Origin of the sequence: Dermabacter sp. HMSC06F07 (assembly GCF_001807345.1) — a bacterium.
GTDB lineage: Bacteria > Actinomycetota > Actinomycetes > Actinomycetales > Dermabacteraceae > Dermabacter > Dermabacter hominis.
The window spans coordinates 22507-44120 of the sequence record NZ_KV788577.1; the positions used below are offsets into that span (position 1 = coordinate 22507).

At 62.8% G+C, this 21614-nt stretch carries 20 protein-coding genes; 7 read left to right on the top strand and 13 right to left on the bottom strand.

What is annotated here, in order from left to right; translation table 11 throughout:
- Positions 1 to 1410 (top strand): class II fumarate hydratase, encoded by a 1410-nt coding sequence (locus HMPREF3157_RS02415; RefSeq protein ID WP_070435435.1) that lies wholly within the window; start codon positions 1 to 3, stop codon positions 1408 to 1410.
- Between the two features lie 9 nt (positions 1411 to 1419).
- Here the strand turns inward: HMPREF3157_RS02415 and HMPREF3157_RS02420 are convergent, their stop codons facing one another.
- Both HMPREF3157_RS02420 and uppS read right to left on the bottom strand, forming a co-directional pair.
- Positions 1420 to 2733 (bottom strand): PhoH family protein, encoded by a 1314-nt coding sequence (locus HMPREF3157_RS02420; RefSeq protein WP_034372374.1) that lies wholly within the window; start codon positions 2731 to 2733, stop codon positions 1420 to 1422.
- A gap of 169 nt (positions 2734 to 2902) precedes the next feature.
- Positions 2903 to 3718, bottom strand: a complete 816-nt coding sequence (gene uppS, locus HMPREF3157_RS02425) for a polyprenyl diphosphate synthase (protein ID WP_246816492.1) — start codon at positions 3716 to 3718, stop codon at positions 2903 to 2905.
- 20 nt (positions 3719 to 3738) lie between these two features.
- On the opposite strand from uppS, the gene HMPREF3157_RS02430 reads away from it, so the two are divergent.
- On the top strand, positions 3739 to 4572 hold the full coding sequence (locus HMPREF3157_RS02430; protein ID WP_034372371.1) for a PAQR family membrane homeostasis protein TrhA: 834 nt from the start codon (positions 3739 to 3741) through the stop codon (positions 4570 to 4572).
- A 4-nt stretch (positions 4573 to 4576) separates the two neighbouring features.
- Here HMPREF3157_RS02430 and HMPREF3157_RS02435 read toward each other — a convergent pair whose 3' ends face one another.
- Positions 4577 to 4846: a hypothetical protein gene (locus HMPREF3157_RS02435; RefSeq protein WP_034372368.1), complete on the bottom strand. Its 270-nt coding sequence runs from the start codon at positions 4844 to 4846 to the stop codon at positions 4577 to 4579.
- Positions 4843 to 5841 (bottom strand): mycothiol conjugate amidase Mca, encoded by a 999-nt coding sequence (gene mca, locus HMPREF3157_RS02440; protein WP_141740589.1) that lies wholly within the window; start codon positions 5839 to 5841, stop codon positions 4843 to 4845. The genes HMPREF3157_RS02435 and mca overlap by 4 nt, the downstream gene beginning before the upstream one ends.
- 34 nt (positions 5842 to 5875) lie before the next feature.
- Between mca and HMPREF3157_RS02445 the strand changes: the two genes are divergently transcribed.
- Together HMPREF3157_RS02445 and greA are read left to right on the top strand one after the other, a co-directional pair.
- Positions 5876 to 6280 (top strand): DUF4307 domain-containing protein, encoded by a 405-nt coding sequence (locus HMPREF3157_RS02445; protein WP_070435436.1) that lies wholly within the window; start codon positions 5876 to 5878, stop codon positions 6278 to 6280.
- 138 nt (positions 6281 to 6418) lie between these two features.
- Positions 6419 to 6907, top strand: a complete 489-nt coding sequence (greA, locus tag HMPREF3157_RS02450) for a transcription elongation factor GreA (protein WP_061211139.1) — start codon at positions 6419 to 6421, stop codon at positions 6905 to 6907.
- A 116-nt stretch (positions 6908 to 7023) separates the two neighbouring features.
- Here greA and HMPREF3157_RS02455 read toward each other — a convergent pair whose 3' ends face one another.
- Positions 7024 to 8292, bottom strand: a complete 1269-nt coding sequence (locus tag HMPREF3157_RS02455; protein ID WP_246816493.1) for an AI-2E family transporter — start codon at positions 8290 to 8292, stop codon at positions 7024 to 7026.
- Positions 8293 to 8547: 255 nt separating this feature from the next.
- On the opposite strand from HMPREF3157_RS02455, the gene HMPREF3157_RS02460 reads away from it, so the two are divergent.
- The gene (locus HMPREF3157_RS02460) at positions 8548 to 9336 is read left to right on the top strand and encodes an ABC transporter ATP-binding protein (RefSeq protein WP_070435438.1); all 789 of its coding nucleotides are present in this window, start codon (positions 8548 to 8550) and stop codon (positions 9334 to 9336) included.
- Positions 9321 to 11099 carry a hypothetical protein gene (locus HMPREF3157_RS02465; protein WP_141740590.1) on the top strand — a complete coding sequence of 593 codons (1779 nt, stop codon included), beginning with the start codon at positions 9321 to 9323 and terminating at the stop codon, positions 11097 to 11099. Before HMPREF3157_RS02460 ends, HMPREF3157_RS02465 begins: the two co-directional genes overlap by 16 nt.
- Positions 11100 to 11512: 413 nt before the next feature.
- On the opposite strand, the gene HMPREF3157_RS02470 is transcribed toward HMPREF3157_RS02465, so the two are convergent.
- From HMPREF3157_RS02470 to glmS, 7 genes are all read right to left on the bottom strand, one after another.
- A complete protein-coding gene (locus tag HMPREF3157_RS02470) occupies positions 11513 to 11962 on the bottom strand; it encodes a PKD domain-containing protein (RefSeq protein ID WP_070435545.1) in 450 nt (149 codons plus the stop codon).
- Between the two features lie 575 nt (positions 11963 to 12537).
- Positions 12538 to 13197 carry a DUF6318 family protein gene (locus HMPREF3157_RS02480; protein ID WP_070435441.1) on the bottom strand — a complete coding sequence of 220 codons (660 nt, stop codon included), beginning with the start codon at positions 13195 to 13197 and terminating at the stop codon, positions 12538 to 12540.
- 238 nt (positions 13198 to 13435) lie between these two features.
- A complete protein-coding gene (locus HMPREF3157_RS02485; protein WP_371440677.1) occupies positions 13436 to 13939 on the bottom strand; it encodes a GNAT family N-acetyltransferase in 504 nt (167 codons plus the stop codon).
- A 2-nt stretch (positions 13940 to 13941) separates the two neighbouring features.
- On the bottom strand, positions 13942 to 14658 hold the full coding sequence (gene tsaB, locus HMPREF3157_RS02490) for a tRNA (adenosine(37)-N6)-threonylcarbamoyltransferase complex dimerization subunit type 1 TsaB (RefSeq protein ID WP_070435443.1): 717 nt from the start codon (positions 14656 to 14658) through the stop codon (positions 13942 to 13944).
- A 1-nt stretch (position 14659) separates the two neighbouring features.
- On the bottom strand, positions 14660 to 16423 hold the full coding sequence (gene alr / locus HMPREF3157_RS02495) for an alanine racemase (RefSeq protein ID WP_016664078.1): 1764 nt from the start codon (positions 16421 to 16423) through the stop codon (positions 14660 to 14662).
- On the bottom strand, positions 16420 to 16869 hold the full coding sequence (locus tag HMPREF3157_RS02500) for a holo-ACP synthase (protein WP_101686762.1): 450 nt from the start codon (positions 16867 to 16869) through the stop codon (positions 16420 to 16422). The genes alr and HMPREF3157_RS02500 overlap by 4 nt, the downstream gene beginning before the upstream one ends.
- 43 nt (positions 16870 to 16912) lie before the next feature.
- Positions 16913 to 18781, bottom strand: a complete 1869-nt coding sequence (gene glmS / locus HMPREF3157_RS02505) for a glutamine--fructose-6-phosphate transaminase (isomerizing) (protein WP_016664076.1) — start codon at positions 18779 to 18781, stop codon at positions 16913 to 16915.
- Between the two features lie 71 nt (positions 18782 to 18852).
- On the opposite strand from glmS, the gene coaA reads away from it, so the two are divergent.
- Positions 18853 to 19860 carry a type I pantothenate kinase gene (coaA, locus tag HMPREF3157_RS02510; protein WP_016664075.1) on the top strand — a complete coding sequence of 336 codons (1008 nt, stop codon included), beginning with the start codon at positions 18853 to 18855 and terminating at the stop codon, positions 19858 to 19860.
- Positions 19861 to 20194: 334 nt separating this feature from the next.
- On the opposite strand, the gene glmM is transcribed toward coaA, so the two are convergent.
- On the bottom strand, positions 20195 to 21568 hold the full coding sequence (gene glmM / locus HMPREF3157_RS02515) for a phosphoglucosamine mutase (RefSeq protein WP_070435444.1): 1374 nt from the start codon (positions 21566 to 21568) through the stop codon (positions 20195 to 20197).
- Between the last annotated feature and the right edge of the window lie 46 nt (positions 21569 to 21614).

Consider the following 21614-nt stretch of genomic DNA (forward strand, 5'->3'; position numbering starts at 1 on the left):
ATGACTGGCACCGAAGATTTCCGCATCGAACACGACACCATGGGTGAGGTGCGAGTTCCCGTTTCGGCGCTCTACGGTGCGCAAACCCAGCGCGCAGTGGAAAACTTCCCCATCTCCCATCGCCCTCTCGCACCGTCGAACATTCACGCGCTCGCGGAGGTCAAGCGCGCCGCTGCCCTAGCGAACGCCGAACTCGGCGTTCTCGACGAGGAGCGCGCCGAGGCCATCGCCCGGGCCGCCGAGCGCGTGAGCGAAGGCGAGTTCGATGCACAGTTCCCGATCGACGTGTACCAAACGGGTTCGGGCACGAGCTCGAACATGAATATGAACGAGGTGCTCGCGCATCTCGCGAGCACGAACGAACGCCCGGTGCACCCGAACGACCACGTCAATGCTTCGCAATCGAGCAACGACACCTTCCCCACAGCCGTGCATCTCGCCGTGACACGCGATGTCACGACTCTCCTCATACCGGCCCTCGAGTCGCTCGCGAGCGCGCTCGAGCGCAAAGAACGCGAATTTGCGGGGGTCGTCAAGAGCGGTCGCACGCACCTGATGGACGCTACCCCCGTCACCCTCGGCCAGGAATTCGGTGGTTTTGCCGCGCAGGTACGCTACGGGATCGAACGTGTCGAGGCCGCAATCGGCCGCACCGCCGAGCTGCCCCTCGGCGGGACCGCCGTGGGCACCGGCATTAATACCCCCGCGGGTTTCGCCTCGCGAGTCATTGAACTCCTCCGCGAGCGCACTGGCCTCCCGCTCACGGAGGCGCGCAATCACTTCGAAGCGCAGTCGGCACGCGACTCCCTCGTCGAAATGAGCGGGGCGATTCGCACACTCGCGGTTTCTCTCACGAAGATCTGCAATGACCTTCGATGGATGGGATCGGGCCCCAACACGGGACTTGGCGAAATCGCGCTACCCGATCTCCAGCCGGGCAGTTCGATCATGCCCGGGAAGGTCAATCCGGTTATTCCCGAGGCGGTGCTCATGGTGTGTGCACGCGTTGTCGGCAATGATGCGGCGATCGCGTGGGGCGGCGCACAGGGGGCGTTCGAACTGAACGTTCAGATCCCTCTCATGGGAACGGCGCTTCTCGAGTCGATCTCTCTCCTATCGAGCTCCATGCGCGTCCTTGCGACGAAGACAATCGAAGGAATCCGTGCGAATGAGGAGCGGGCACGGTTCTTTGCGGAGGCCTCTCCCTCGGTCGTGACGCCTCTCAATAGGCTGATCGGCTACGAGAATGCGGCCGCGATCGCGAAGTATTCGGTTGCGAACCGCGTTTCAGTCCGCGAAGCGGCTATCGCACTCGGTTACGTCGAGCGCGGTGAGCTCACCAAGGAGCAGCTCGATTCCGCGCTCGACGTGTTCACGATGACCGCTCCCCCTGCCCCTCGGGGCGAGTAGGGGCGCCGTTTACGCGATTGGCGCGTCGAGGACTCGCGTGACGAGTTCGGCGACCTTGGAGCGTTCGGAGCGTTGGAGCGTCACGTGCGCGAAGAGCTCGTTGCCTTTGAGGGCTTCGATCACGGAGGCGACTCCGTCGTACCGCCCGACGCGCAGGTTGTCACGCTGCGCAACGTCGTGCGTGAGCACGACCCGGGAGTTCTGGCCGATGCGCGAGAGCATCGTGAGCAGCACGTTGCGCTCGAGCGACTGCGCTTCATCAACAATGACGAAGGCATCGTGGAGGGAGCGGCCGCGGATGTGGGTAAGCGGCAGCACTTCGAGCAGTCCGCGGCCGAGGACTTCGTCGACCACGGCGCCCGAGACCATCGACCCGAGCGTGTCGAACACCGCTTGCGCCCAGGGCCCCATCTTGTCGTCGTGATCCCCGGGAAGGTAGCCGAGTTCCTGACCGCCTACCGCGTACAGGGGCCTGAACACCATGATCTTGCGCTGGTGGCGCTTTTCGAGAACCGCTTCGAGGCCTGCGCATAGCGCGAGGGCGGACTTGCCGGTGCCGGCGCGGCCACCGAGGCTCACGATGGACAGTTCGTCGTCGAGTAGCAAGTCAATCGCGATGCGCTGCTCGGCGCTTCTGCCAGTCACACCGAAAACATTCCCGTCTCCCGGAACGAGACGCACGTTGCCGTTTGGCAGGACGCGCCCGAGGGCCGAGCCGCGCGGGGACGTGAGCTTGAGACCCGTGTGGACGCCGAGATCGGCGAGCTCCGGGATCTCGATGCCCGTATGGCGGGCACCGCCCTCGTCACTCCACAGCGCCGCCATCTGCTCCTCGGTGATGTCGGCGGAGGTGATGCCCGTGTAAGCGCGGTCGCGTGCGAGTTCTGCACGGTACTCCTCAGCCTTGAGCCCCGATGCACTCGCCTTGATCCGCATGGGAAGGTCTTTCGAGACGAGAATGACCTCGGCACCCTCCACCTGCAGGTTTTTCGCGACGGAGAGGATCCTCGTGTCGTTATCGCCGAGGCGGAAGCCGTCGGGCAGGTTTTCGGGGCTTTGATGGTTGAGTTCAACGCGTACCGTGCCGCCCTGGTCCCCGATCGGCAGCGGTTCGGCGAGCGTGCCGTGCTTTTCGCGCAGGTCGTCGAGGATGCGCAGAGATTGGCGGGCGAAATAGCCGAGTTCGGAGTGGTGCCGCTTCCCTTCGAGTTCGGTGATCACGACGATGGGGAGCACAACGTGGTGCTCCGCGAATCGAAAGATCGAGTGTGGGTCCGCCAGTACAACGGACGTATCGAGAACATAGGTAAGCGGCGCATTCATGGTCTCTCGCTTTCGAAGTCCTTCCGGTCGTCCACGACCGGCTACCGCTTCGATCCTTGCACCGCTTTCGGCTTCTTCGATCGGCTGACGCGCCGCTCATCCACGACGGTCACTTAGCCTTCACCCAAGCGTTACCCGGGGCACTCTTTAGGGGACGACGCCGCGACGATCAGGCCCCGAAACGCCGCTCGCGGCGAGCGAATTCCGTGAGCGCTCCATCAAAGTCGGCACGAGTGAAATCGGGCCACAGCGCCTCACAGAACACTAATTCTGAGTGCACGGACTGCCACAGGAGGAATCCTGAAAGGCGTTGTTCTCCGGAGGTGCGAATGAGCAAGTCGGGGGTGCTTTGCCCAGCCGTGTACAGGTGGTTTCCGACGGTAGCTTCACTCACGGCGTCGCGCAGGCTCGCGAGGTCTCCCCCGCGCGCAATTTCCTCGTCGATGAGGGAGTGAACCGCATCGACTATCTCGCGCCTGCCGCCGTAGCCGATCGCGAGATTCACCTCGAACGCCGTGGAGGAAGCCTCAGCAGGTTTCTGCGGCGCATCGAGCGCGGCGAGTCGTGCGGCGAGAGAGTCGGGGAGCACGCTTTCGGCACCGAGGATGCGAAGCGGAAACCCCATGTGTGCCACCGCGCGCGCGAGGTCAACGATGATGTCAAAAAGCTGCGCGAGCTCGGTGTCGGGCCTACGGAAGTTGTCGGTCGACAGGAGCCACAGCGTTAGCGTTTCGATTCCACTTTCGCGCGCCCACTCGATCGCTTCGAGAATAATCGCTGCCCCGGCGCGATGGCCTTCGTAAGTCTCAAGCCCTCTTAGTTTCGCCCAGCGACGATTGCCGTCGAGGATGATGCCGACGTGGCGCGGCACGGACCCCGCGGGAAGTGCGGAGTGCGGCGTGGTGTCGGCAGGTCTCGAGGAATTCACGCCCTCCATTGTGGCAGGAGCGTCCCAGCCGACGCGCGCTTGCCCGGCATTTCCCACGACTCCTTCACAAAAGTTTCGTGGAAGAGTCAAAAAAGTGGACGTCCCGTGACACCTACGCCACCGTAAGTTACGCTACCGTTATGAGCACCGATCAGCGAAACACGCAGCAGAGCGTAGCGAGCGTCGGAACCTCTCCCACCAACGGCGAAGCGGTGCCCACCGCCGCCAACGGGGCGAGCGTTCCCGAGCTCCTTGGCGCGTACGGAATTCACCTGCCCACGCTCCCTAAAAAGCCGAAGCTGCGCGGAATTATCCACCTCGTGGCTTTCCCCTCCGCACTGATCGCGGGCATGCTACTGATCGCGACCGGCTCGTCACTCGCGGTGCGTCTCGCAACCGTCGTCTTCATCGTCACCGCGGGGATGCTCTTTGGCGTCTCAGCGACCTACCACCGCGGAACCTGGTCGGTACAGGGGACTCTCGCGCTGAGACGTTTCGACCACGCGAACATCTTCCTCATCATCGCTGGCACATACACGCCTCTCGCAGTCGCGCTGCTCAACCCCCACGACGCGACCGTGCTACTCACGGTCTGCTGGATCGGCGCGCTCATCGGCGTAGCATTCAGACTCCTGTGGACGAACGCGCCGCGATGGCTCTACGTACCCGCCTACGTCGCCCTCGGCTGGGTTGCCATCTTCTACATGCCTCAGCTCTACGCAGGTGGCGGCGCGGCCGTCATCGCTCTCATCATCGCGGGCGGTATCGCCTACACACTCGGTGCCATCGTCTACGGCACTAAGAAACCCAACCCCTCACCGGCGTGGTTCGGCTTCCACGAAATCTTCCACTCCTTCACCGTCGTGGGTTTCGTGTGCCACCTGATCGCCGTGTGGCTCGCCGTCGTTTAAAGCGCTACACCTCTTCGTGAGGCTCCGCGGCCTCACGTTCCGCACGCTCGGCCTCCTCCATGCGCAGACGCACGTTTTCTCGGGCGCTCGAGCGCCGCACGCGCCTCGACATATCGAGCGCAAGAAGCACAAGCGCAATCGCCATCACGAAAAACACGACAAAGCCCGGCAGACCCGGCGTCACCGTCGCCGTCGTCATGTCTCCCGTGCCAGGAGGCGTAGTCGGAGCACCATCAGCGAGAATACCCACGGCCGAAAGATGCGCGAGAGTCATTGTCGGATCCCTTCGAACAGGTCGGATTCCGGAAGCGTCACGCCAATACGCGAATGACGCAACTGAAAATCCTCGGTAGGCCACGCCTCGCGCTTAATTTCGTTGGAGACAGCGAAGAAGAAACCGTCCGGATCGACCTGAGTCGCATGCGCGAGGAGCGCGGCATCACGCACGTCAAGATACCTCGAAACATTCACTCGCGTCGTGATCGGTCGCTGATCGAGGCCCTCGAAATACTCCATTTGCGCCTCGAACGGGTTGTCGAGCCCATGCTCGCGCATGTAGCGCGCGTACGCGATCATCTGGGCCGGCGGGAACAGAAGCTGGTAGTAAATCTTTGCGACCGCCCACGGCTCACCGAGCTCAGGCATGTAGCTCGGATCAGCTGCAAGCTCATAGGCGAGCATGCTGATCCTGTGCGAGTGGATGTGGTCGGGGTGGGGGTAGCCACCATTTTCGTCGTACGTGAGCATCACGTGCGGTCGCAGCTCACGCACGAGCTTCACGAGGGGGCGCGCTGCCTCTTCGGGATCGATGAGGGCAAAGCAACCGTCGGGAAGTGCGGGCAGCGGATCCCCTTCGGGGAGCCCCGAGTCGACGTAGCCAAGCCACACCTGGTTGATGCCGAGAATCTCGCGTGCGCGATCCATTTCACGATGGCGCACCGCGCTCAGATCCGCATTTGCCTCGGGATCGTCCTTCAGCCGCGGGTTAAGGATGTCTCCGCGCTCACCGCCCGTGCAGGTCACGACGGTCACCTCGGCACCCTCGTCGACATAGCGGGCCATCGTCCCAGCCCCCTTCGACGACTCGTCGTCCGGGTGGGCGTGAACAGCCATGAGCCGCAAGCGGCAGGGATTCTTCTCGACTTCTGCTTCGGGGTGTCCACCGTGATTCAGGAGCGCCTTGAAGGTCTCATCGCTCGGTGCAAGCGCCGCCTTTGGCACCCCCGTGTCCTCGGGCGCCACGCCTGCGCGGTAGCGCCCCGTCGTCATTACGCAAAGTTCACACACGTGGAACAATGTAGGCATGAGTACCCGCGAGCGCACACTTCAAGAACGCTACGGCGTGAGAAATTCCCCCCAGAAACACCGTTTTGCGCTTGTGGGCACGATCGTAATCGCCGTCGGATTCATCGCAACGGTCGTCTGGGTTGCCTTCGCATTCATCTCTTCGCAGCCGATCAAGACCAATACGCTTTCCTACACCCACATCGACGACTCACGAATTTCTGTGAGCTTCTCGGTCAACGCCTCTCCCGGCACCGCGCTCGACTGCTCGCTCGAAGCCCTCAACTCCGTCCGTGCACAGGTGGGCTATACGGTCGTCCATATTCCTGCTCAAACGGAAAGGCTCACGACCCATCGGGCCGAAATCACGACGCAGGCGAAGGCTGTGAGCGCGATCGTAAGGAGGTGCGAGGCCGCAGAGTAGGCGGGAATACCGTCGACTTGTGGCGCGTGCCTCACCCCTTTTTTCTGACGCTCGCGTTATACTCTTATGACCACTCAGACGTGGATTCGGAGCCCATGGAGCCATGGGGTCCGCATTTTTTTGATTCCAAGGAGAACCATGAGCGAACCCAACCAGGGCACCTGGCTCACTCAAGACGCCTACGACCGCCTCGTCAAGGAACTCGAGCACCTCGAGGGCCCCGGGCGCAGCGAGGTCGTTGAGCGCATCGCGGCCGCCCGCGACGAGGGCGACCTCAAAGAGAACGGCGGCTATCACGCCGCACGCGAAGAGCAGGGCAAACTCGAAGCTCGCATTACCGAGCTCAAGGCCCTTCTCAAGACCGCCGTTGTAGGCGAGACCCCGGCAGACGACGGCATCGTCGAGCCAGGCATGCTCGTCACCATCACCATGGCCGGCAAGGAACGCACGTTCGTGCTCGGCAACCGTGAAATCGCCGAAGGCAAGGACATCGAGGTGTACTCGCCCGAGTCCCCGCTCGGCGCCGCCATCGTGAACGCGAAGGCCGGCGACACGGTCGATTACACCGCCCCTAACGGGAAGGCGATCCCGATCGTCATCAAGGCGGCAAAGCCGTACACGGTGTGAGCCTCAAGCTCGATAAGCAAGAAAAGGGCGTGGAGCCTCCCTCTCGGGAGCGCACTCCACGCCCTTTCTCTATACCCCAGTTTGCGCGGCAGCTACCCTGGCCGCGGGGTAACTAGCTACTTTTTCGACAAAAGGCGCTCGCGCTGGGCGAAGGTCTTCTTCTGCTCGCGTTCGCGTGCCTCGAAGTACGCCATTGTCTTGGTGTCTACGCCAAGCGAGGGATCGGGATCGCGCCCATCGAGGTAGCAGTACAGGGCGTTGAGGAAGGCCAGGAGCGGAATCGAGAAAAGCGCACCGGGGATCCCCGCAACGACTGCGCCCGCAGAGACACCGAGGAAGATCGCGAGCGGGTGAAGCTCCACCGCCTTCCCCATGAGAATCGGCTGCAGGATGTTCGATTCAAGCTGCTGCACGAGGATCACGATGCCGAGCATGATGAGCGCGGGGGTCCACCCCTGGAGCACGAAGACAAGAAGCATCGCGATCGCACCCGACACGATCGCGCCCACAAGCGGAATGAAGCTAAAGAGGAACACGATAAGCCAGATCGGCACTGAGTAGGGGGAAAGTGCAATCGCGCTGCGCCCCATCATGCCGCTCACGACGTCGATACCAACCATGCCGAGCGCAATGCCCGTCGCGTCGACGGCCGCGACGAGGATCTGCGTGCGGCAGTACGACGACAGTGCCTTCCAGCCGCGGCGGAACGCCTCGTGCGTCACGGGACGGGAGTGTGCCGGAACAAAGCCGAGGAACCAACGCCAAATATTCCCGCCATCGGCAAGGAGGAAGAACAGGGCAAAGAGGCACACGAGCAGGCCCGTGCCGAGGTCGCCGACGGTGCTCGCAGCACTCGAGGCCCCCGAGATAATACTCGAGGAGTTCTTTTGAAGCTGCTCGATGGCTTCTTTCTGGATCTGCCCCAGATTTCCGAGACTATCGACGTCAATTTTGAAGTAGCCCGTGATGTCGTTCCACAGCTGTGTGAAGCCCGAAACGGCAGCTTTCGAAATCGCGCCCCACGAGTCCACGAGCTGCCTGCCCGCCAGCACGAACATGCCGACGACGACCACGATGAGCCCCACGAGTGCAATCGCCGCCGAGGCCATGCGCGGAAGGAACGTATGCTTCGTGAGCAGTTTGACGAACGGCTGCAGCATCGAGGCGAGAAGGATTGCCACAAGCACGCTGATAAACAGGGTTGACACCATCCCGAGGCCCTTGAAGATGAGCCAAAGTGCCCCGATCACGACCATGAAGCGCCAGCTCCACGACGCTGCCCGGCGAAGGCCCATGGGCAGCTCTTCGACTTCACGAGGGAGCGTGAGGCTCTGCCCCTTGCGTCCGGTGGGCTTGTCGAGAGGAAGATTTACGCGCCTAGGCATTTGCATATGCACTCCAAGAGGTGGGGTCCGGCGCTCACGGCAGCCGAGACGGAAGGTCCACAGCGTATCGTACCGAACGGCCCACCCGGCTCCCCCGCAAAAGTGAGGTGCCGAACGTGACAGTTGAGGACGTTTCCCGCCTCTTCACCGCACGTGGTTCGCACGGTCGTGGGCGCGGGGGCCCTGGCACGGTAGCCCGCCGTCTCTACGCAGAAACTGAAAACGGCCTGCGAAGACACCTGTTAGATTCGAGTCATGACTGCGATTGACCCATCGGTCGATAACTCGGCCGTAACATCAGCACTGTCCATGCGCGGCCTGCGCAAATCCTTCGACGGCACCGAGGTCCTCCACGGCGTCTCACTCGAAGTTCCGCGCGGTTCGTTCTACGCAATCGTCGGCCCCAACGGCGCGGGCAAAACGACAGCCCTATCGATCGCGACAGGTTTGCTCCGCCCCGACGACGGCAGCGCCGAGGTGCTCGGAACCGACGTCTGGACACACCCCAACGAAGCCAAGGCACAGATGGGCGTTCTCGCCGACGGTCTTCCGACGTTTGACCGCCTCACGGGCCGCGAACTCCTGACGTACGTTGGCCTCATCCGCGGCATGGATATCGACACGGTGAACACTCGCGCGCAGTCACTCCTGGAGGCACTCGGTCTCGCCGATAGCGAAGGCAAACTCGTCACCGACTACTCAGCCGGCATGACGAAGAAGATCCTGCTCGCGTGCGCGCTCATTCACGCGCCGCGACTGCTCGTGCTCGACGAGCCACTCGAAGCCGTCGACCCGGTCTCAGCCCACGGCATCCGCACCTTCCTCACCTCGTACGTTGAAGGCGGCGGCACCGTCGTGATCTCGAGCCACGTTATGGAGCTCGTCGAGGGCCTGTGCACACACGTTGCGATCATCGCCGAAGGCGAGGTGCGCGCCGAGGGCACGATCGACGAGGTTCGCCGCGGCGGCAGCCTCACGGATCGCTTCATTGAAATCGCCGGTGTCGACGAAGCGCAGGGGGATCTTTCGTGGCTGAACCAGTAGACGATCAGGCCCCGGCAGCCGTCGGAACCAAAGAGTTTTTCGAAAACCTCGACCGAGAAAGCTCGACCACCGCCGACGATGGATCGAAGGCAGCGCCTAAGAAGACGCCGAGCCTCATGCGATTGCTCCCACGGCTTCAATGGACACTGCTTAAGCGCAGCTTCCACAAGAACTGGCCTAAGATCATCGGACTCGGATTTGCGCTTTTGTACGGCGTCGGCGCACTCGTGCTCTTTTCGATCGCAATGTCGGGCATGTTGTTTGTTCCCGCCGACTCGGGACTTTTTGCCCTCGTGATTCGCGCGGTGGGCCTCGGCGCCGTGGTTGTGTGGACCCTCCAGTCGCTCTTCGTGTTCGGCGTGGACGACACGCTTTCCCCCGCTCGCTTCGCGCAGTTTGGGCGAGGACCGAAGGATCTCTTGAAGCCGATCCTCGTGGGCTCGTTCATTTCGGTCGGTTTTCTTTTCACGTCGCTCGCAGCGCTCGTGGCGGTTGTGTTCGAGGCGATTTGGCTCATAGGTGCACTGGTCTCGAATAACGGCGCCGCAATCTCGACGCCGGGGGCCATCGTTGCCCTCGTCTCGCTCGTTCCCATGACCGCGCTCGGGCTTCTCCTTTGCGTGCTCATTCCTCGCGCGATTTTCGCGTGGACCTCGACGATCCGCATCGCGAAGCGTAAGAAGGAACGACTGCAGGCATTCCTGCTCATCGCCGTCCTCGTCATCGCCTACGGCGCAAACATCCTTCTCAACTCGGGCGGTGGGGTCATGGATGGTCTTGCTCGCCTCGCGGGGCCCGTGTACGAATTCCTCCTATGGACGCCTTTCGGCGCGCCCTTCGCAGTACCCATGGACCTCGCCGAAGGACTGTGGCTCGCCGCGCTCATCCGTTTTGTTCTCACAATCGCCACCATTTGGCTGTTGTGGCAGTGGTGGGGCCTGAGCTTTGCCGAAGGGCAGCTCCAGGCACTCAAGGGCGCGAGCCAGGAGCAAGATACCAAGATCAAACCTCTCGTACCGAGGTTCCTCAAGCCGGGCCCGCTCGGAGCTTCGGCGGGGCGCTCGCTCAAGTACTGGCGCCGCGATACTCGTTATTCGACGGCGCTCATCATCGCGCCGATCCTCGCGATTTTCATGCTCGCAATGAGCGTCATTGGGGACGGTAATGCTTTCATGGCGTATTTCGCTGTGGCGCTCGTAGCGTGGCTTGCCGGCATCACGATCAGCAACGAGATCGGCTTCGACGGCCCCTCCTCGTGGGTCAACATCGTCGCGGGGATGGATAACCGCGCCAATTTGCTCGGCAGGTATGTCGCTCTTGGCATTCTGATGCTTCCGCTCGTGGTCATCGTCGCGATCGCGGCTCCGCTTCTCCAGTCTCAGCCTCAGTTCATCGCGCTCACGATTCCGGCCTCGCTCGGGTTCGTGGCAAGTTCGTGGGGTGTTTCCCTTCTCACGACGGCGTTCCTTCCTTCTCCCGCACCAAAGCCGGGGACGATGAAGAATTCCAGTAGCGGTGGTGGCAACGGCAACATGTGGATGACTTTCCTCGCGACGTTTGTTGGCACGTGGCTCCCCCTCGCCCCGAGCATCATCCTCATCGTGGTGGGCCTCAAGCTGATCCCGGGGCTTGAGTACGCGGGAGCGGCGCTTGCGCTCGTGATCGGCGCTATCACGCTTTACCTCGGCCAGAGGTTCGCGGTAAAGCACCTCGACGCTCACTACGCGGATGAGTTCCAGAAGATCAGGCGTTTCTCCAACTAGCCCCTCCCCTTTCCGGATTGCATAGGCCCTTGGGTATTGCATAGGGGTTGTGGGGGTTTGTCCCTGGATTGCATAGGGCTTGTGGGGGGTTTGGTGCCTGGAATTGGCGCACGTTCTCCCTTGCCCTGGCACAGTGCAACGTCTCGTCCTCTCGTGCGATTGGGTAAACGGGTTGGCCGGGGTGCGCTGGCGGGTCAAGCTTCCGTTTGGGAAGCGGGGGAAGGATTCCGACGCTTACTCGCCTCACATTGCGGCCACGTGGCGCATCGAGAACGGGCGACAGCACGGTCGATTAGAGCTTGATCGATCAGGGCGCGGTCTATTGCGACACGGAAAATCAGGCGTTTCCCCCACAACCCCTATGCAATAGATCTGAGGGGCGGGCGGGGTACGGCTTCAAACCCCCACAGCCTCTATGGAATCGGGGAGGGGTGCGGAGCGGTCAGTGTTTCTACTCGCGCATTCGGATTCACGGGACCCAACGTGTCGGGCCCACGCTCCGGGACGTTCCGATACTCTTCGGGAACCTCGTCACCAACAAGGCGCGCCTCGCGAAGATCCGAATAGATCCATCGCTTCTGACTCGCCACCGAGACTGTTCCAGCAATCGGCTGCCACGGGCCACCATTTACCGAATACTCACCACTGAACTGCGTCACAAGCGACACCTCGTACCACCCCTGGTAGGCATATCGCATCGAGACATCTCGCGCAGGATACTCCCGGCCAGGGAACGTTGTCGTCAACACAGTCCCATCCCCGAAGTCCCACACATATTTCACCGGGGTTGCCCGCACCTTCACTGCCTGCCCCAGCATCACCACGTCAAAGGTCTGCTCCTTGGACTCGGCCCACGCAATCATGTCGATCCCTACCGGAATCCAACCACCAGGTGGACCGATGTGTGCGGCAAGAGGCTCGATTCCAAGCGAGCGAAAATCCGACTCCGTCACCACCGGCACCGCAGGCGCCGCGCCAGCACCGCCTGACGACGGTCGCGAACAACCAGACCACCGTTCCGTACCGAAAACGGGAGCACCTGTGGACGAGTCAACGTCCCTTCCAATACTCATCGACGCGCCAGGGATCGCGGTCGAACACACAACACCTATTCCACTGCACCCAAGACCCACAACCTGCGCAGCAAAACTACTTCTATCAGCCCGACAACCCAGATCCGGATCATCAGCCGCAGCCCACACCCTCCGAGGCCCATCCGACACCACGCCACCTCGCGCACGGCCCCTGTCATCAGGCAGTTCAGTGGCGTCACCTTGACCAAAATCGTGAAGATCGGCCTCAACCAGAATCGAGCTATTATCTCCGTCCACATCAAACTGAAAATCTGGATCTTCTCCAGACGCGACCGCGAACGGAGGTAGAAGGAATGCCACCAGTAGGGCACCTAGAAGCCAATGCGCACGGAACTTCAAAAGTTTCATTGTGCTGATATTTTTTCCCAAGAAGCGTTCGAGACGACCCACTTGTCGTCTTGCCATGTAAGTAGCAGTGCCGCTTCGTATGTCATCGGCGGAAAACTCTTTCCTTTGTCTCCCTTATCGAACTCATCGGTTTTCCCCCTCGTAAATTTCAAGGCGACCGGCGTTTTTCCCCCGTACTGTTCACGATCGGGCAATCGATCGACAGCATCAAATGTGAGGGTCGGAGGGGTGAGAAAACGGTGATCGCCTCTCCAGCGATCGATCTCGTCCGACACTTGGCTGCATTTGTCGCAAGTCTTCTGATCGCTGATGCCTTTGAAGGGTGACGAGTCACCGGTCGCATAGCCGTAATACATCGCGTCGAAAAAGTACTTTGCGGCCGCTTGCGCACCCTGGTCCGTTGGATAGGAAATGCCAAGGTAATCAGCTTTGTCAGGAGCTTTCAGCGCCTCATTCTCCGGTGGCAGCCCCTTCGTCCGGACATCTGAATCCGCACCACCGGCATCCGAAGCACCACCGCTTGCGCCGCTTCCGCCAGCATCGCTGCTTGACGAAGCTGCAGTGGTGCGCGCAGGTGACGTCGGACCTCCGTTGGTGTTCTCGCCACCGCAACCCGCCAACGCCACCATCAACATCCCCGCGCCGATAGCACCCATGACACGCGTATACCTGCTGTGCATGCACTCCCCCTCTAGAAAACACCCCACTTCCCCGAGCGAGGCCCACGTCACATAGCCAACCATGCACATCCCCCGCGCGCAACGGGTGTGGCACAAATGTGGAAAAGGGGTCCCCTGGGAGCCGTCAAACCCCCACAAACCCTATGCAATCCGGGGAGGGGCGAGGGAAGGGCGGGAGGGGTACAGCTTCAATCCCCCACAACCACTATGGAATTCAGGTGGGGAGGGGTTTGTGCATGACGAAAGCGTCGACCGGCCCCGCGGGCGTTCGGTAATACCCACGTCGCACGCCAATCTCGGCAAACCCCGCGCGCTCGTAGAGCTCACGCGCGCGGACGTTGTCGCGCCGCACCTCAAGAAACAGACCCTCCGCGCCCTCCTCTCGCGCGCGCTCCTCGCACCACGCGAGCAAGGCGCGACCGATTCCCACGCCTTCGCGCACGGTGCCGATCGTCTGCACATCAGCGGCCTCGCCACCAACGAAAATCCCCGCATAACCGAGTACGCCACCGTGCTCGTCCACAGCCGCGACATAGGCGCGACTGGGGTGCGTAATCTCCTCGAGAACCATCTCGAGGCTCCACGCCTCATCGGGAAAGAGCTCTAGCTCGAGACGCGCCAGCGCGGGCGCATCCCCGCGCGTAACCGGACGAAGATTCCAAGGCCCCGAACCGGGCCGCGCGCGCGAAGGCTCCAAAGGCCTACCTATCGCGGGCACAGCTAAAGCGGGCGATCGCCAAGGCCGAGCGCTGACTTACGGCGCTTCGGCTTTGCCGCATCAGCCTCGCGCAAATAGAGAGGCTCGGTCGACGTGAGATCCTCCCCCCGGGCCTCGGCGCTGAGTGCCGCGCGAATCAAGAAGCCCGCATCCGCGTGACGCACCTCGCCCGTCGGCGGCAGAATCTCCGGATACAGATGCGCACCGCTTCCCACGAGCACATCGGCAGCGGTCAGACTCGACGCGACGTCTGCCGGCGCCGCAACACCCGGTTCAAACGTGCGCACAATATGGCGCGAGGAGGCGTCGGAACCCTCACCGCTCACCTCATACAGCGCCCAGTACACCTCGCGGCGACGCGCATCGAGCGCGACCGCAATCGTTTTTGCCTCCGGGCATCCCTCCGCCGCCTCGAGTGCGATCGCATCGAGGCTCGGCACGCCAATCAGGCGGGCCCCGAGGACCGTCGCGATAGAACGAGCCGTCACGAGCCCCACGCGAAGGCCCGTGAACGGACCGGGGCCACGCCCGCCAACAACGCACGTGAGATCGGACCGCGAGGCGCCCGCCTCAGAAAGGGCCGCATCGATCATCTCGAGAAGCACCTCATCGTGGTGGCGCGCGCGCTCATCCATGCGGCGCGACAGGATGCGACAACCGTCGGAAACCGCCACACTCACCGCACCAGACGTATCAATCCCCAACGTCAGCTCTGCCATGTCACTCACCGCCCTGCTCCGGGTTAAACCCTGCCTCGCGCAGATCAATACCGATGCGCACGAGCTCCTCGCGCGTGTATCGCTCGCCGACGAACGTCACGGTGAGGCTGCGCTCCTCATCGGTGTCGTCCGGGTCATCAAGCGGGCCACTCTGGAGGCTCTCCGCGCGGCGAAGCTCCACAATCGCGTACGAGCTCGCGAGATGCTCAACGCGATCGCGGCCCCACTCCACGAGGGTGATTGACGTGTCGAGATCCGAATCCAGGTCGAGATCCTCGATGTCCCAATCCTCGTCGAGTCGATAGGCATCGACGTGCACGAGATTGGGGCCCTCGGCGTTCGCGGGATGCACGCGCGCGATGACGAAAGTCGGCGATGCGACGTTGCCGCGAACATCGAGCTCCCGCGCAAACCCCTGCGTGAATGTTGTCTTCCCAGCGCCAAGCGGACCATCAAGCACGAACAAGTCGCCTGCCTTCGCATGATGCGCAATGGCACGAGCGGCCCTTCGCGTGTCCTCCGCCCCCGACGTGCGCACCGTAAACGAGCGCGGCGCTGGCCGCTCCCCCTCAACGCTCCACGTGCGCTCGTTTGGGTCCGACGCCAGCGGGAGCACAATGCGCGGAACGCGCGAGGACACCGACGTCAGAATCTCGTACGAGATGGTTCCGGCCTCTCGCGCGAGATCCTGCGCGGTCCACACGCCCGGATATCGCTGCGGGTCGCCGAAAATCACGACGCGGTCGCCGGGCTTCGCATCACTGTCGGGGCCGAGGTCCAGCACGATCTGGTCCATCGAAATTGTGCCCACCTGCGGGACAAGCCTCGATGCCGAGGTCGTCTGCACAAGTACCTGGAGCCGATTCGTCAGCCGACGATCGAGGCCATCCGCATAACCGATCGGCACGAGCGCGAGAGTCGTCGCGCGCTCGGTAACAAACCGCGCGCCATAGCCCACGACTTGCCCCGCCTCGACGCTTTTGACGAGCGAGATGCGGGAGGTCAGCGACATCGCTGGACGAAGATCCAGATCGGTCTCCACCGGCGAGTAGCCGTACAGCGTAATGCCCGGGCGCACCATGTCGTAGCGGAACTCCTCCCCCGCGAGCGCCCCCGCACTCGCCGACAGATGCCGAAGCGGAATGGGACCCGCAGAAGCCTCGAGCCGCTCACACATCGCCTCAAACCGCTCAGCCTGCTCTCGCACGCTCGCATCGCCCGGGACATCCGCATTGAACAGATGACTCATGGCGCCTGCGAGCGACACGTGCGGGCTTTCGAGGATCACCGCTCCGATCTGCTCGACCTCGCTTGCAAAAGCACCTTCGCGGCCCATTCCGGTCTCGAAGGAGACATGCACTCGCGCGCGCCGCTCAATGGAGCGCGCGGCCTCAATCACAGCCTCGAGCTGCGCGAGAGAACTCACGGCGAGATCAACGCCCGCGCCGATCGCGTGGGGAAGCACATTCTTCGCGGACACCGGCTCGTGAAGCCACGCGAGAATCGGCACGTCAAGATCGGCATGCGCGAGGTCAAGAGCGGTCATGGGGTGGGCGACACCGAGCCACGTTGCACCGCCAGCGATCGCCGCGCGGGCCGCTTCCACCATGCCGTGCCCGTATCCGTCGGCCTTCACAACCGCCATGAGAGCGATGTAGTCCGGGATCGCCTCACGAAGCTGCGCGGCATTGTGGGCGATCGCCTTGAGCGAAACCTCAGCGCGGTTCGGGCTCATGAGCGGATCGATTTCGGGTGTCAGGTTCATGCTTGGGGCTCCTCATCCCCGCGCGCCCCGCCTCGCGTGTCGCGGGCCTCCAGGACGACCATTGCGGTCGCAAGGTTGCCATCGTGCGAAAGCGACAGGTGCGCAAAACGTAAGGACTGCGCATTCGCGGTCGCAAGCGCAGCACCGCGCAGCACGAGGTAGGGGCGTCCATGCTCGGTGCGGCGCACGATCACGTCGTGCCACGAAAGGTCGCCCGGATTCCCGAGCGCCTTGCCGAGCGCTTCCTTCGCGGCCACACGAGCAGCGAGAGAGGCAAGGCTCAACTCGCGCTCCTCAGGGGCAAAAAGCCGTTCACGAAGGCGCGGAGACCGCTCGAGGCGATCCCCTAGGCGCTCGATATCAACGATGTCTACTCCGATGCCCGCGAACGCTTCGTTACCGAAAGGCAGGAAGCTTCGCTCACACGCAATCGGAGAGTTCGACATGGCCTCCATTGTAGGTCGGGCCGTAGAGCCCCGCCCGGGCTCGTTACTCGACCGTGACCGACTTCGCGAGGTTTCGGGGCTGATCGACGTCGAGCCCCTTGGCGGTCGCGAGTTCGCACGCGAAAATCTGCAGCGGGATGATCGTGAGCAGCGGCGCAAACAGGGTGCGCGTTTCGGGGTATCGGATCACGACGTCGGCGTACGGCTCAACGTCGGTATCGCCTTCTTCTGCGATCACGAGCGTGAAGGCGCCGCGAGCGCGGACCTCCTGAATATTCGAGACGACCTTCGCGTGCAGGGAGTCGCGCCCGCGGGGGCTCGGCACGACGATAAACACCGGCTGGCCCTCTTCGACGAGCGCGATAGGCCCGTGCTTGAGCTCGCCCGCGGCGAATCCCTCCGCGTGAATATAGGCGATTTCCTTGAGTTTAAGGGCGCCTTCGAGCGCGGTTGGGAAACCCACGTGACGGCCGAGGAACAGCACGCTCGTCGCGTCCACCATGTCTCGCGCAAGCTTCTCGACCTGACCGGAGCGATCGAGCACCTCTTGGATTTTGCCGGGGATTTCCTCGAGATCGCGCATGATCGCCTCAATCTCATCCCCGTAGAGGTTACCGCGCACCTGGGCGAGGAACAGCCCGAGGAGGTAGCACGCCGCGATCTGCCCGAGGTATGCCTTGGTCGAGGCAACCGCGATTTCGGGACCAACGTGAAGGTAAATGGCGGCGTCGGATTCGCGCGGGATGGTCGCGCCTCGCGTGTTACAGATCGCGACAACCTTCGCGCCCTGTTCCTTCGCGTAACGGACCGCCATGAGGGTGTCCATCGTCTCGCCCGATTGCGAGATAGCAACCACGAGCGTGCGCTCGTGGACGATCGGATCGCGGTAGCGGAACTCGTGAGCGAGTTCGACCTCGACGGGGATTCGGCACCAGTGTTCGATGGCGTACTTGACGACCTCACCGGCATTGGCGGCGGTTCCACACGCGACCACGATGATCTTGTCGATCGAGCGCAAGTGCGAGGGGTCGATGCGCATTTCGTCGAGAACAATCTCGTTATTGTCGAGACGCCCGAGGAGGGTGTCGGCGATAGCCTTCGCCTGCTCGTGGATCTCCTTCGCCATGAAGGAGGGGTACCCGGATTTCTGAGCGGAGGCCGCGTCCCACTCAATCGTGTACTGCTTCGGCTCGGGGACGGGGGTGCCGTCGAACTCGATCACGTCGACGCGTTCGGCACTCACGGTGGCAATCTGGTCTTGGCCGATCTCGACGGCGTGCTTCGTGTGGTCGACGAACGCGGCGACATCGGAGCCGAGGAAGTTCTCCCCTTCGCCGAGGCCGACAACGAGCGGGCTGTTGCGGCGAGCTGCGACGATCACGTCCGGATTGTCTTCGTGGATTGCGAGCAGCGTAAAGGCCCCTTCGAGGTGCGCGACGCACGCACGCATGGCCGCCGTGAGGCTCTCGGCGGTCTCACATTCGCGCGCGAGCAGGTGGGCGACGACCTCCGAGTCGGTGTCCGAGAGGAACGCGTAGCCGTCGTCGGCAAGCTCCTTTTTGAGGGCGGCGAAGTTTTCGATGATGCCGTTGTGGACAAGCGCTACCTCGCCGTTTTTACCACCGAGGTGGGGGTGGGCGTTCGTGTCGCTTGGACCGCCGTGAGTCGCCCAGCGGGTGTGCCCGATGGCCGCTCGCGCTTTCGAGGATTCGTGGCCCTCGAGCTTGTCGCGAAGGTTTTGAATTTTTCCGGACGCCTTGAAGAGCTCAATTTCCGTTTCGCCGCAGCGGGCGATCCCTGCCGAGTCATAGCCGCGGTATTCGAGGCGACTCAGTCCCCCAAGAACGACCTCACTCGGTCGCGATGACGTGCCCGCTCCGGCGGGCCCTACGTATCCTACGATTCCACACATGAAACAGAGAGTAATCCTCGCCGCATGAAAAAACGCTGCTTCACACGTGCGCGTCACCATAAACTTGAGGAATGCACGAGCATCAAGACCTCTCCGTTCCTTTCGAGCGCGACCCACACCGGGGACGCACACCGATTGATGACTCGCATCTCACGCCGTTCACGGAGATCAGCCGTGCGGACTGGGCCCGGTTAAGCGACCAAACCCCTCTACCCATGACCCCCGAGGAGGTCACGGAGATTCGCGGCCAGGGAGACCCCCTCGATTACGCCGAGGTCAACGACATTTACCGTCCCATTTCGAGGCTCCTGAACCTCCAGGTCATGACCGCCCAGCATCTGCGTAATCTCCGCCAGAGCTTCCTCCAAGAGCACTTCCGCCGCACGCCCTTCGTGATCGGCGTTGCGGGGTCAGTCGCGGTTGGTAAGTCCACAACCGCGCGGCTTTTGCGCCTGCTGACGGCCCGTTGGCCCGAGACCCCCCGGGCTCAGCTCATCACGACCGATGGTTTTCTCTACCCGACCGCCGAACTCAAGCGCCGCGGCATTCTCGAACGCAAGGGTTTCCCTGAAAGCTACGACCGCCGCGCTCTTTTGCGTTTCATCGCCGACGTCAAGAGCGGCAAGGATCGCGTCGAAGCGCCGGTTTATTCACACATCTCTTACGACCGAGTTCCGGGCGAGCGCATCATCGTGGAGCGCCCCGACGTGCTGATCGTCGAAGGTCTCAATGTTCTCCAACCGGCGCGCCCCCGTGCCGATGGCCGCCTCGGCGTCGCCGTCTCCGACTTCTTCGACTTCTCCATTTACGTCGATGCGAAAGAGGACGACATCCGCCGCTGGTACATCGACCGGTTCCTCACGCTGCGCCAAACGGCCTTCTCGAACCCCGAATCGTACTTCCGCAGCTACGCCGACCTGAGCGACAGCGAGGCAATCGAACGCGCTGGTCACGTGTGGGACACGATCAACGGCCCGAACCTCAAAGAAAACGTGCGGCCCACACGCGGTCGTGCTGATCTCATCCTCCGCAAGGGCTCGAATCACCAGATCCACTCGGTGTTGCTACGCCGCATCTAGCACCCCCGGCAGGTGCTCAGCTCAGCTCCGGCAACTGCCCCAGCCGCTGCTCCAGCCGTCTCTCTCTATGAAAAAAATCAGGGCCCGACGGCCTCCCAACCACCGTCGGCCCCCAAATCTTCACAAAGTAAAACGCTCCAGCTAAACCCCCTCAGCCCCCGAGCACTCGGCCGCTGCCCGCCTGCAGCCCCCGGGAACTGCCCCCAGCTCACCCCCGGCCGCTGCCCCCAGCCGCCTCTCTGCATGAAAAAATCAGGGCCCGACGGCTTCCCAACCACCGTCGGACCCCAAAATCTTCACAAACTGAAACGCTCTCAGCGAAGAATAAGGACCCTTAGCCCCCGAGCGTCAGGCGATCACGCACGATGCCCGCGAGCCGCTCGGCGATGCTGTGGGCTTGGTCGTCATCGGCCGCTTCGACCATGACGCGCACGACGGGCTCGGTGCCCGACGGGCGAAGAAGCACGCGGCCGGTATCACCGAGTTCGGCTTCGGCGTCCTCGACCGCCTTTGTCACGACTGCGTCGATCTGGGCGCGGTTCTTGTCGACGCCCTTGACGTTGATGAGGGCCTGCGGCATGCGGGTCATGACGCTCGCGAGCTCGCGGGCGCTCTTGCCGGTTTCCTTCATGCGCTGGAGAAGGTGCAGGGCCGTGAGTTCGCCGTCGCCCGTCGACGCGTGCTCGAGGAGGATGACGTGGCCGGACTGTTCGCCGCCGAGCGAATAGCCGCCGAGAGTCATTTCCTCGAGGACGTAGCGGTCACCAACGGAGGTCTGCCCGAGCTGAATACCGTGCTCACGCATGGCGAGCTTGAGGCCGAGGTTGCTCATGACGGTCACGACGAGGGTGTCGTCGGCGAGCTTGCCTTCTTCCTTGAGGGCGAGGGCAAGGATCGCCATGATCTGATCGCCGTCGATGACGGCGCCGTCGGCATCAACTGCGAGGCAGCGATCGGCGTCGCCGTCGAAGGCAACGCCAATATCGGCGCTGTGCTCGACCACGGCGCCTTGCAGCTGCTCGAGATGAGTCGAGCCGCAGTCCTCGTTGATCTGGCGGCCGTCGGTTCGGTCGCCGAGCACGTGGATTCGTGCGCCTGCACGCTCGAGGGCCCTGGGACCGGTCTCGAAGGAAGCGCCGTTCGCGCAATCGACGACGACGCTCAGTCCGTCAAGGGAAACGTCGAGGGTCGAGAGAAGGTGATCGACGTAGCTGTCGATCGCGTTGTCGTAGGGGGTGATCGAGCCAACCTTTGCGCCGAGCGGCCGCGACCACTCTTCGTGAAGGCGCGCTTCGATCGCATCTTCGACCTCGTCGGGGAGTTTCACTCCGCCGCGCGCGAAGAATTTGATGCCGTTATCGGGGTGCGGGTTGTGGCTCGCGGAGATCATGACGCCAAGATCGGCTTCGGACTCTTTCACGAGGTAGGCGAGGCCCGGAGTGGGCAGTACGCCTGCATCGAGCACGTCAACGCCAGCGGAAGCGAGACCTGCACAGATCGCCGCGGAAATGAAGTCGCCCGAGGGGCGCGGATCGTGGGCGACGATTGCGCGGGGCTTCGCCCGGCCCTCGCCGCTTTCACTCGGTTCGAATGCGCCGAACTGCCCGAGGACGTGGGCTGCTGCGACGGCAAGTTCGACCGCGAGCTCCGCGGTGATGTCTTTGTTCGCCACTCCGCGAACGCCGTCGGTTCCAAACAAACGTGCCATGTGGTGTCTTCCTTCATTAGGGTGCACGAGGCGTGCACGAAAACTC

Excerpts from the sequence above, each read along its gene's own strand:
- HMPREF3157_RS02415 (WP_070435435.1), top strand. The coding sequence starts at position 1 with ATGACTGGCACCGAAGATTTCCGCATCGAACACGACACCATGGGTGAG.
- HMPREF3157_RS02420 (WP_034372374.1), bottom strand. The coding sequence starts at position 2,733 with ATGAATGCGCCGCTTACCTATGTTCTCGATACGTCCGTTGTACTGGCG.
- HMPREF3157_RS02435 (WP_034372368.1), bottom strand. The coding sequence starts at position 4,846 with ATGACTCTCGCGCATCTTTCGGCCGTGGGTATTCTCGCTGATGGTGCT.
- mca (WP_141740589.1), bottom strand. The coding sequence starts at position 5,841 with ATGACGACGGGGCGCTACCGCGCAGGCGTGGCGCCCGAGGACACGGGG.
- HMPREF3157_RS02445 (WP_070435436.1), top strand. The coding sequence starts at position 5,876 with ATGAGTACCCGCGAGCGCACACTTCAAGAACGCTACGGCGTGAGAAAT.
- greA (WP_061211139.1), top strand. The coding sequence starts at position 6,419 with ATGAGCGAACCCAACCAGGGCACCTGGCTCACTCAAGACGCCTACGAC.
- HMPREF3157_RS02455 (WP_246816493.1), bottom strand. The coding sequence starts at position 8,292 with ATGCCTAGGCGCGTAAATCTTCCTCTCGACAAGCCCACCGGACGCAAG.
- HMPREF3157_RS02460 (WP_070435438.1), top strand. The coding sequence starts at position 8,548 with ATGACTGCGATTGACCCATCGGTCGATAACTCGGCCGTAACATCAGCA.
- HMPREF3157_RS02470 (WP_070435545.1), bottom strand. The coding sequence starts at position 11,962 with ATGATTGCGTGGGCCGAGTCCAAGGAGCAGACCTTTGACGTGGTGATG.
- HMPREF3157_RS02480 (WP_070435441.1), bottom strand. The coding sequence starts at position 13,197 with ATGGGTGCTATCGGCGCGGGGATGTTGATGGTGGCGTTGGCGGGTTGC.
- tsaB (WP_070435443.1), bottom strand. The coding sequence starts at position 14,658 with ATGGCAGAGCTGACGTTGGGGATTGATACGTCTGGTGCGGTGAGTGTG.
- alr (WP_016664078.1), bottom strand. The coding sequence starts at position 16,423 with ATGAACCTGACACCCGAAATCGATCCGCTCATGAGCCCGAACCGCGCT.
- HMPREF3157_RS02500 (WP_101686762.1), bottom strand. The coding sequence starts at position 16,869 with ATGTCGAACTCTCCGATTGCGTGTGAGCGAAGCTTCCTGCCTTTCGGT.
- glmS (WP_016664076.1), bottom strand. The coding sequence starts at position 18,781 with ATGTGTGGAATCGTAGGATACGTAGGGCCCGCCGGAGCGGGCACGTCA.
- coaA (WP_016664075.1), top strand. The coding sequence starts at position 18,853 with ATGCACGAGCATCAAGACCTCTCCGTTCCTTTCGAGCGCGACCCACAC.
- glmM (WP_070435444.1), bottom strand. The coding sequence starts at position 21,568 with ATGGCACGTTTGTTTGGAACCGACGGCGTTCGCGGAGTGGCGAACAAA.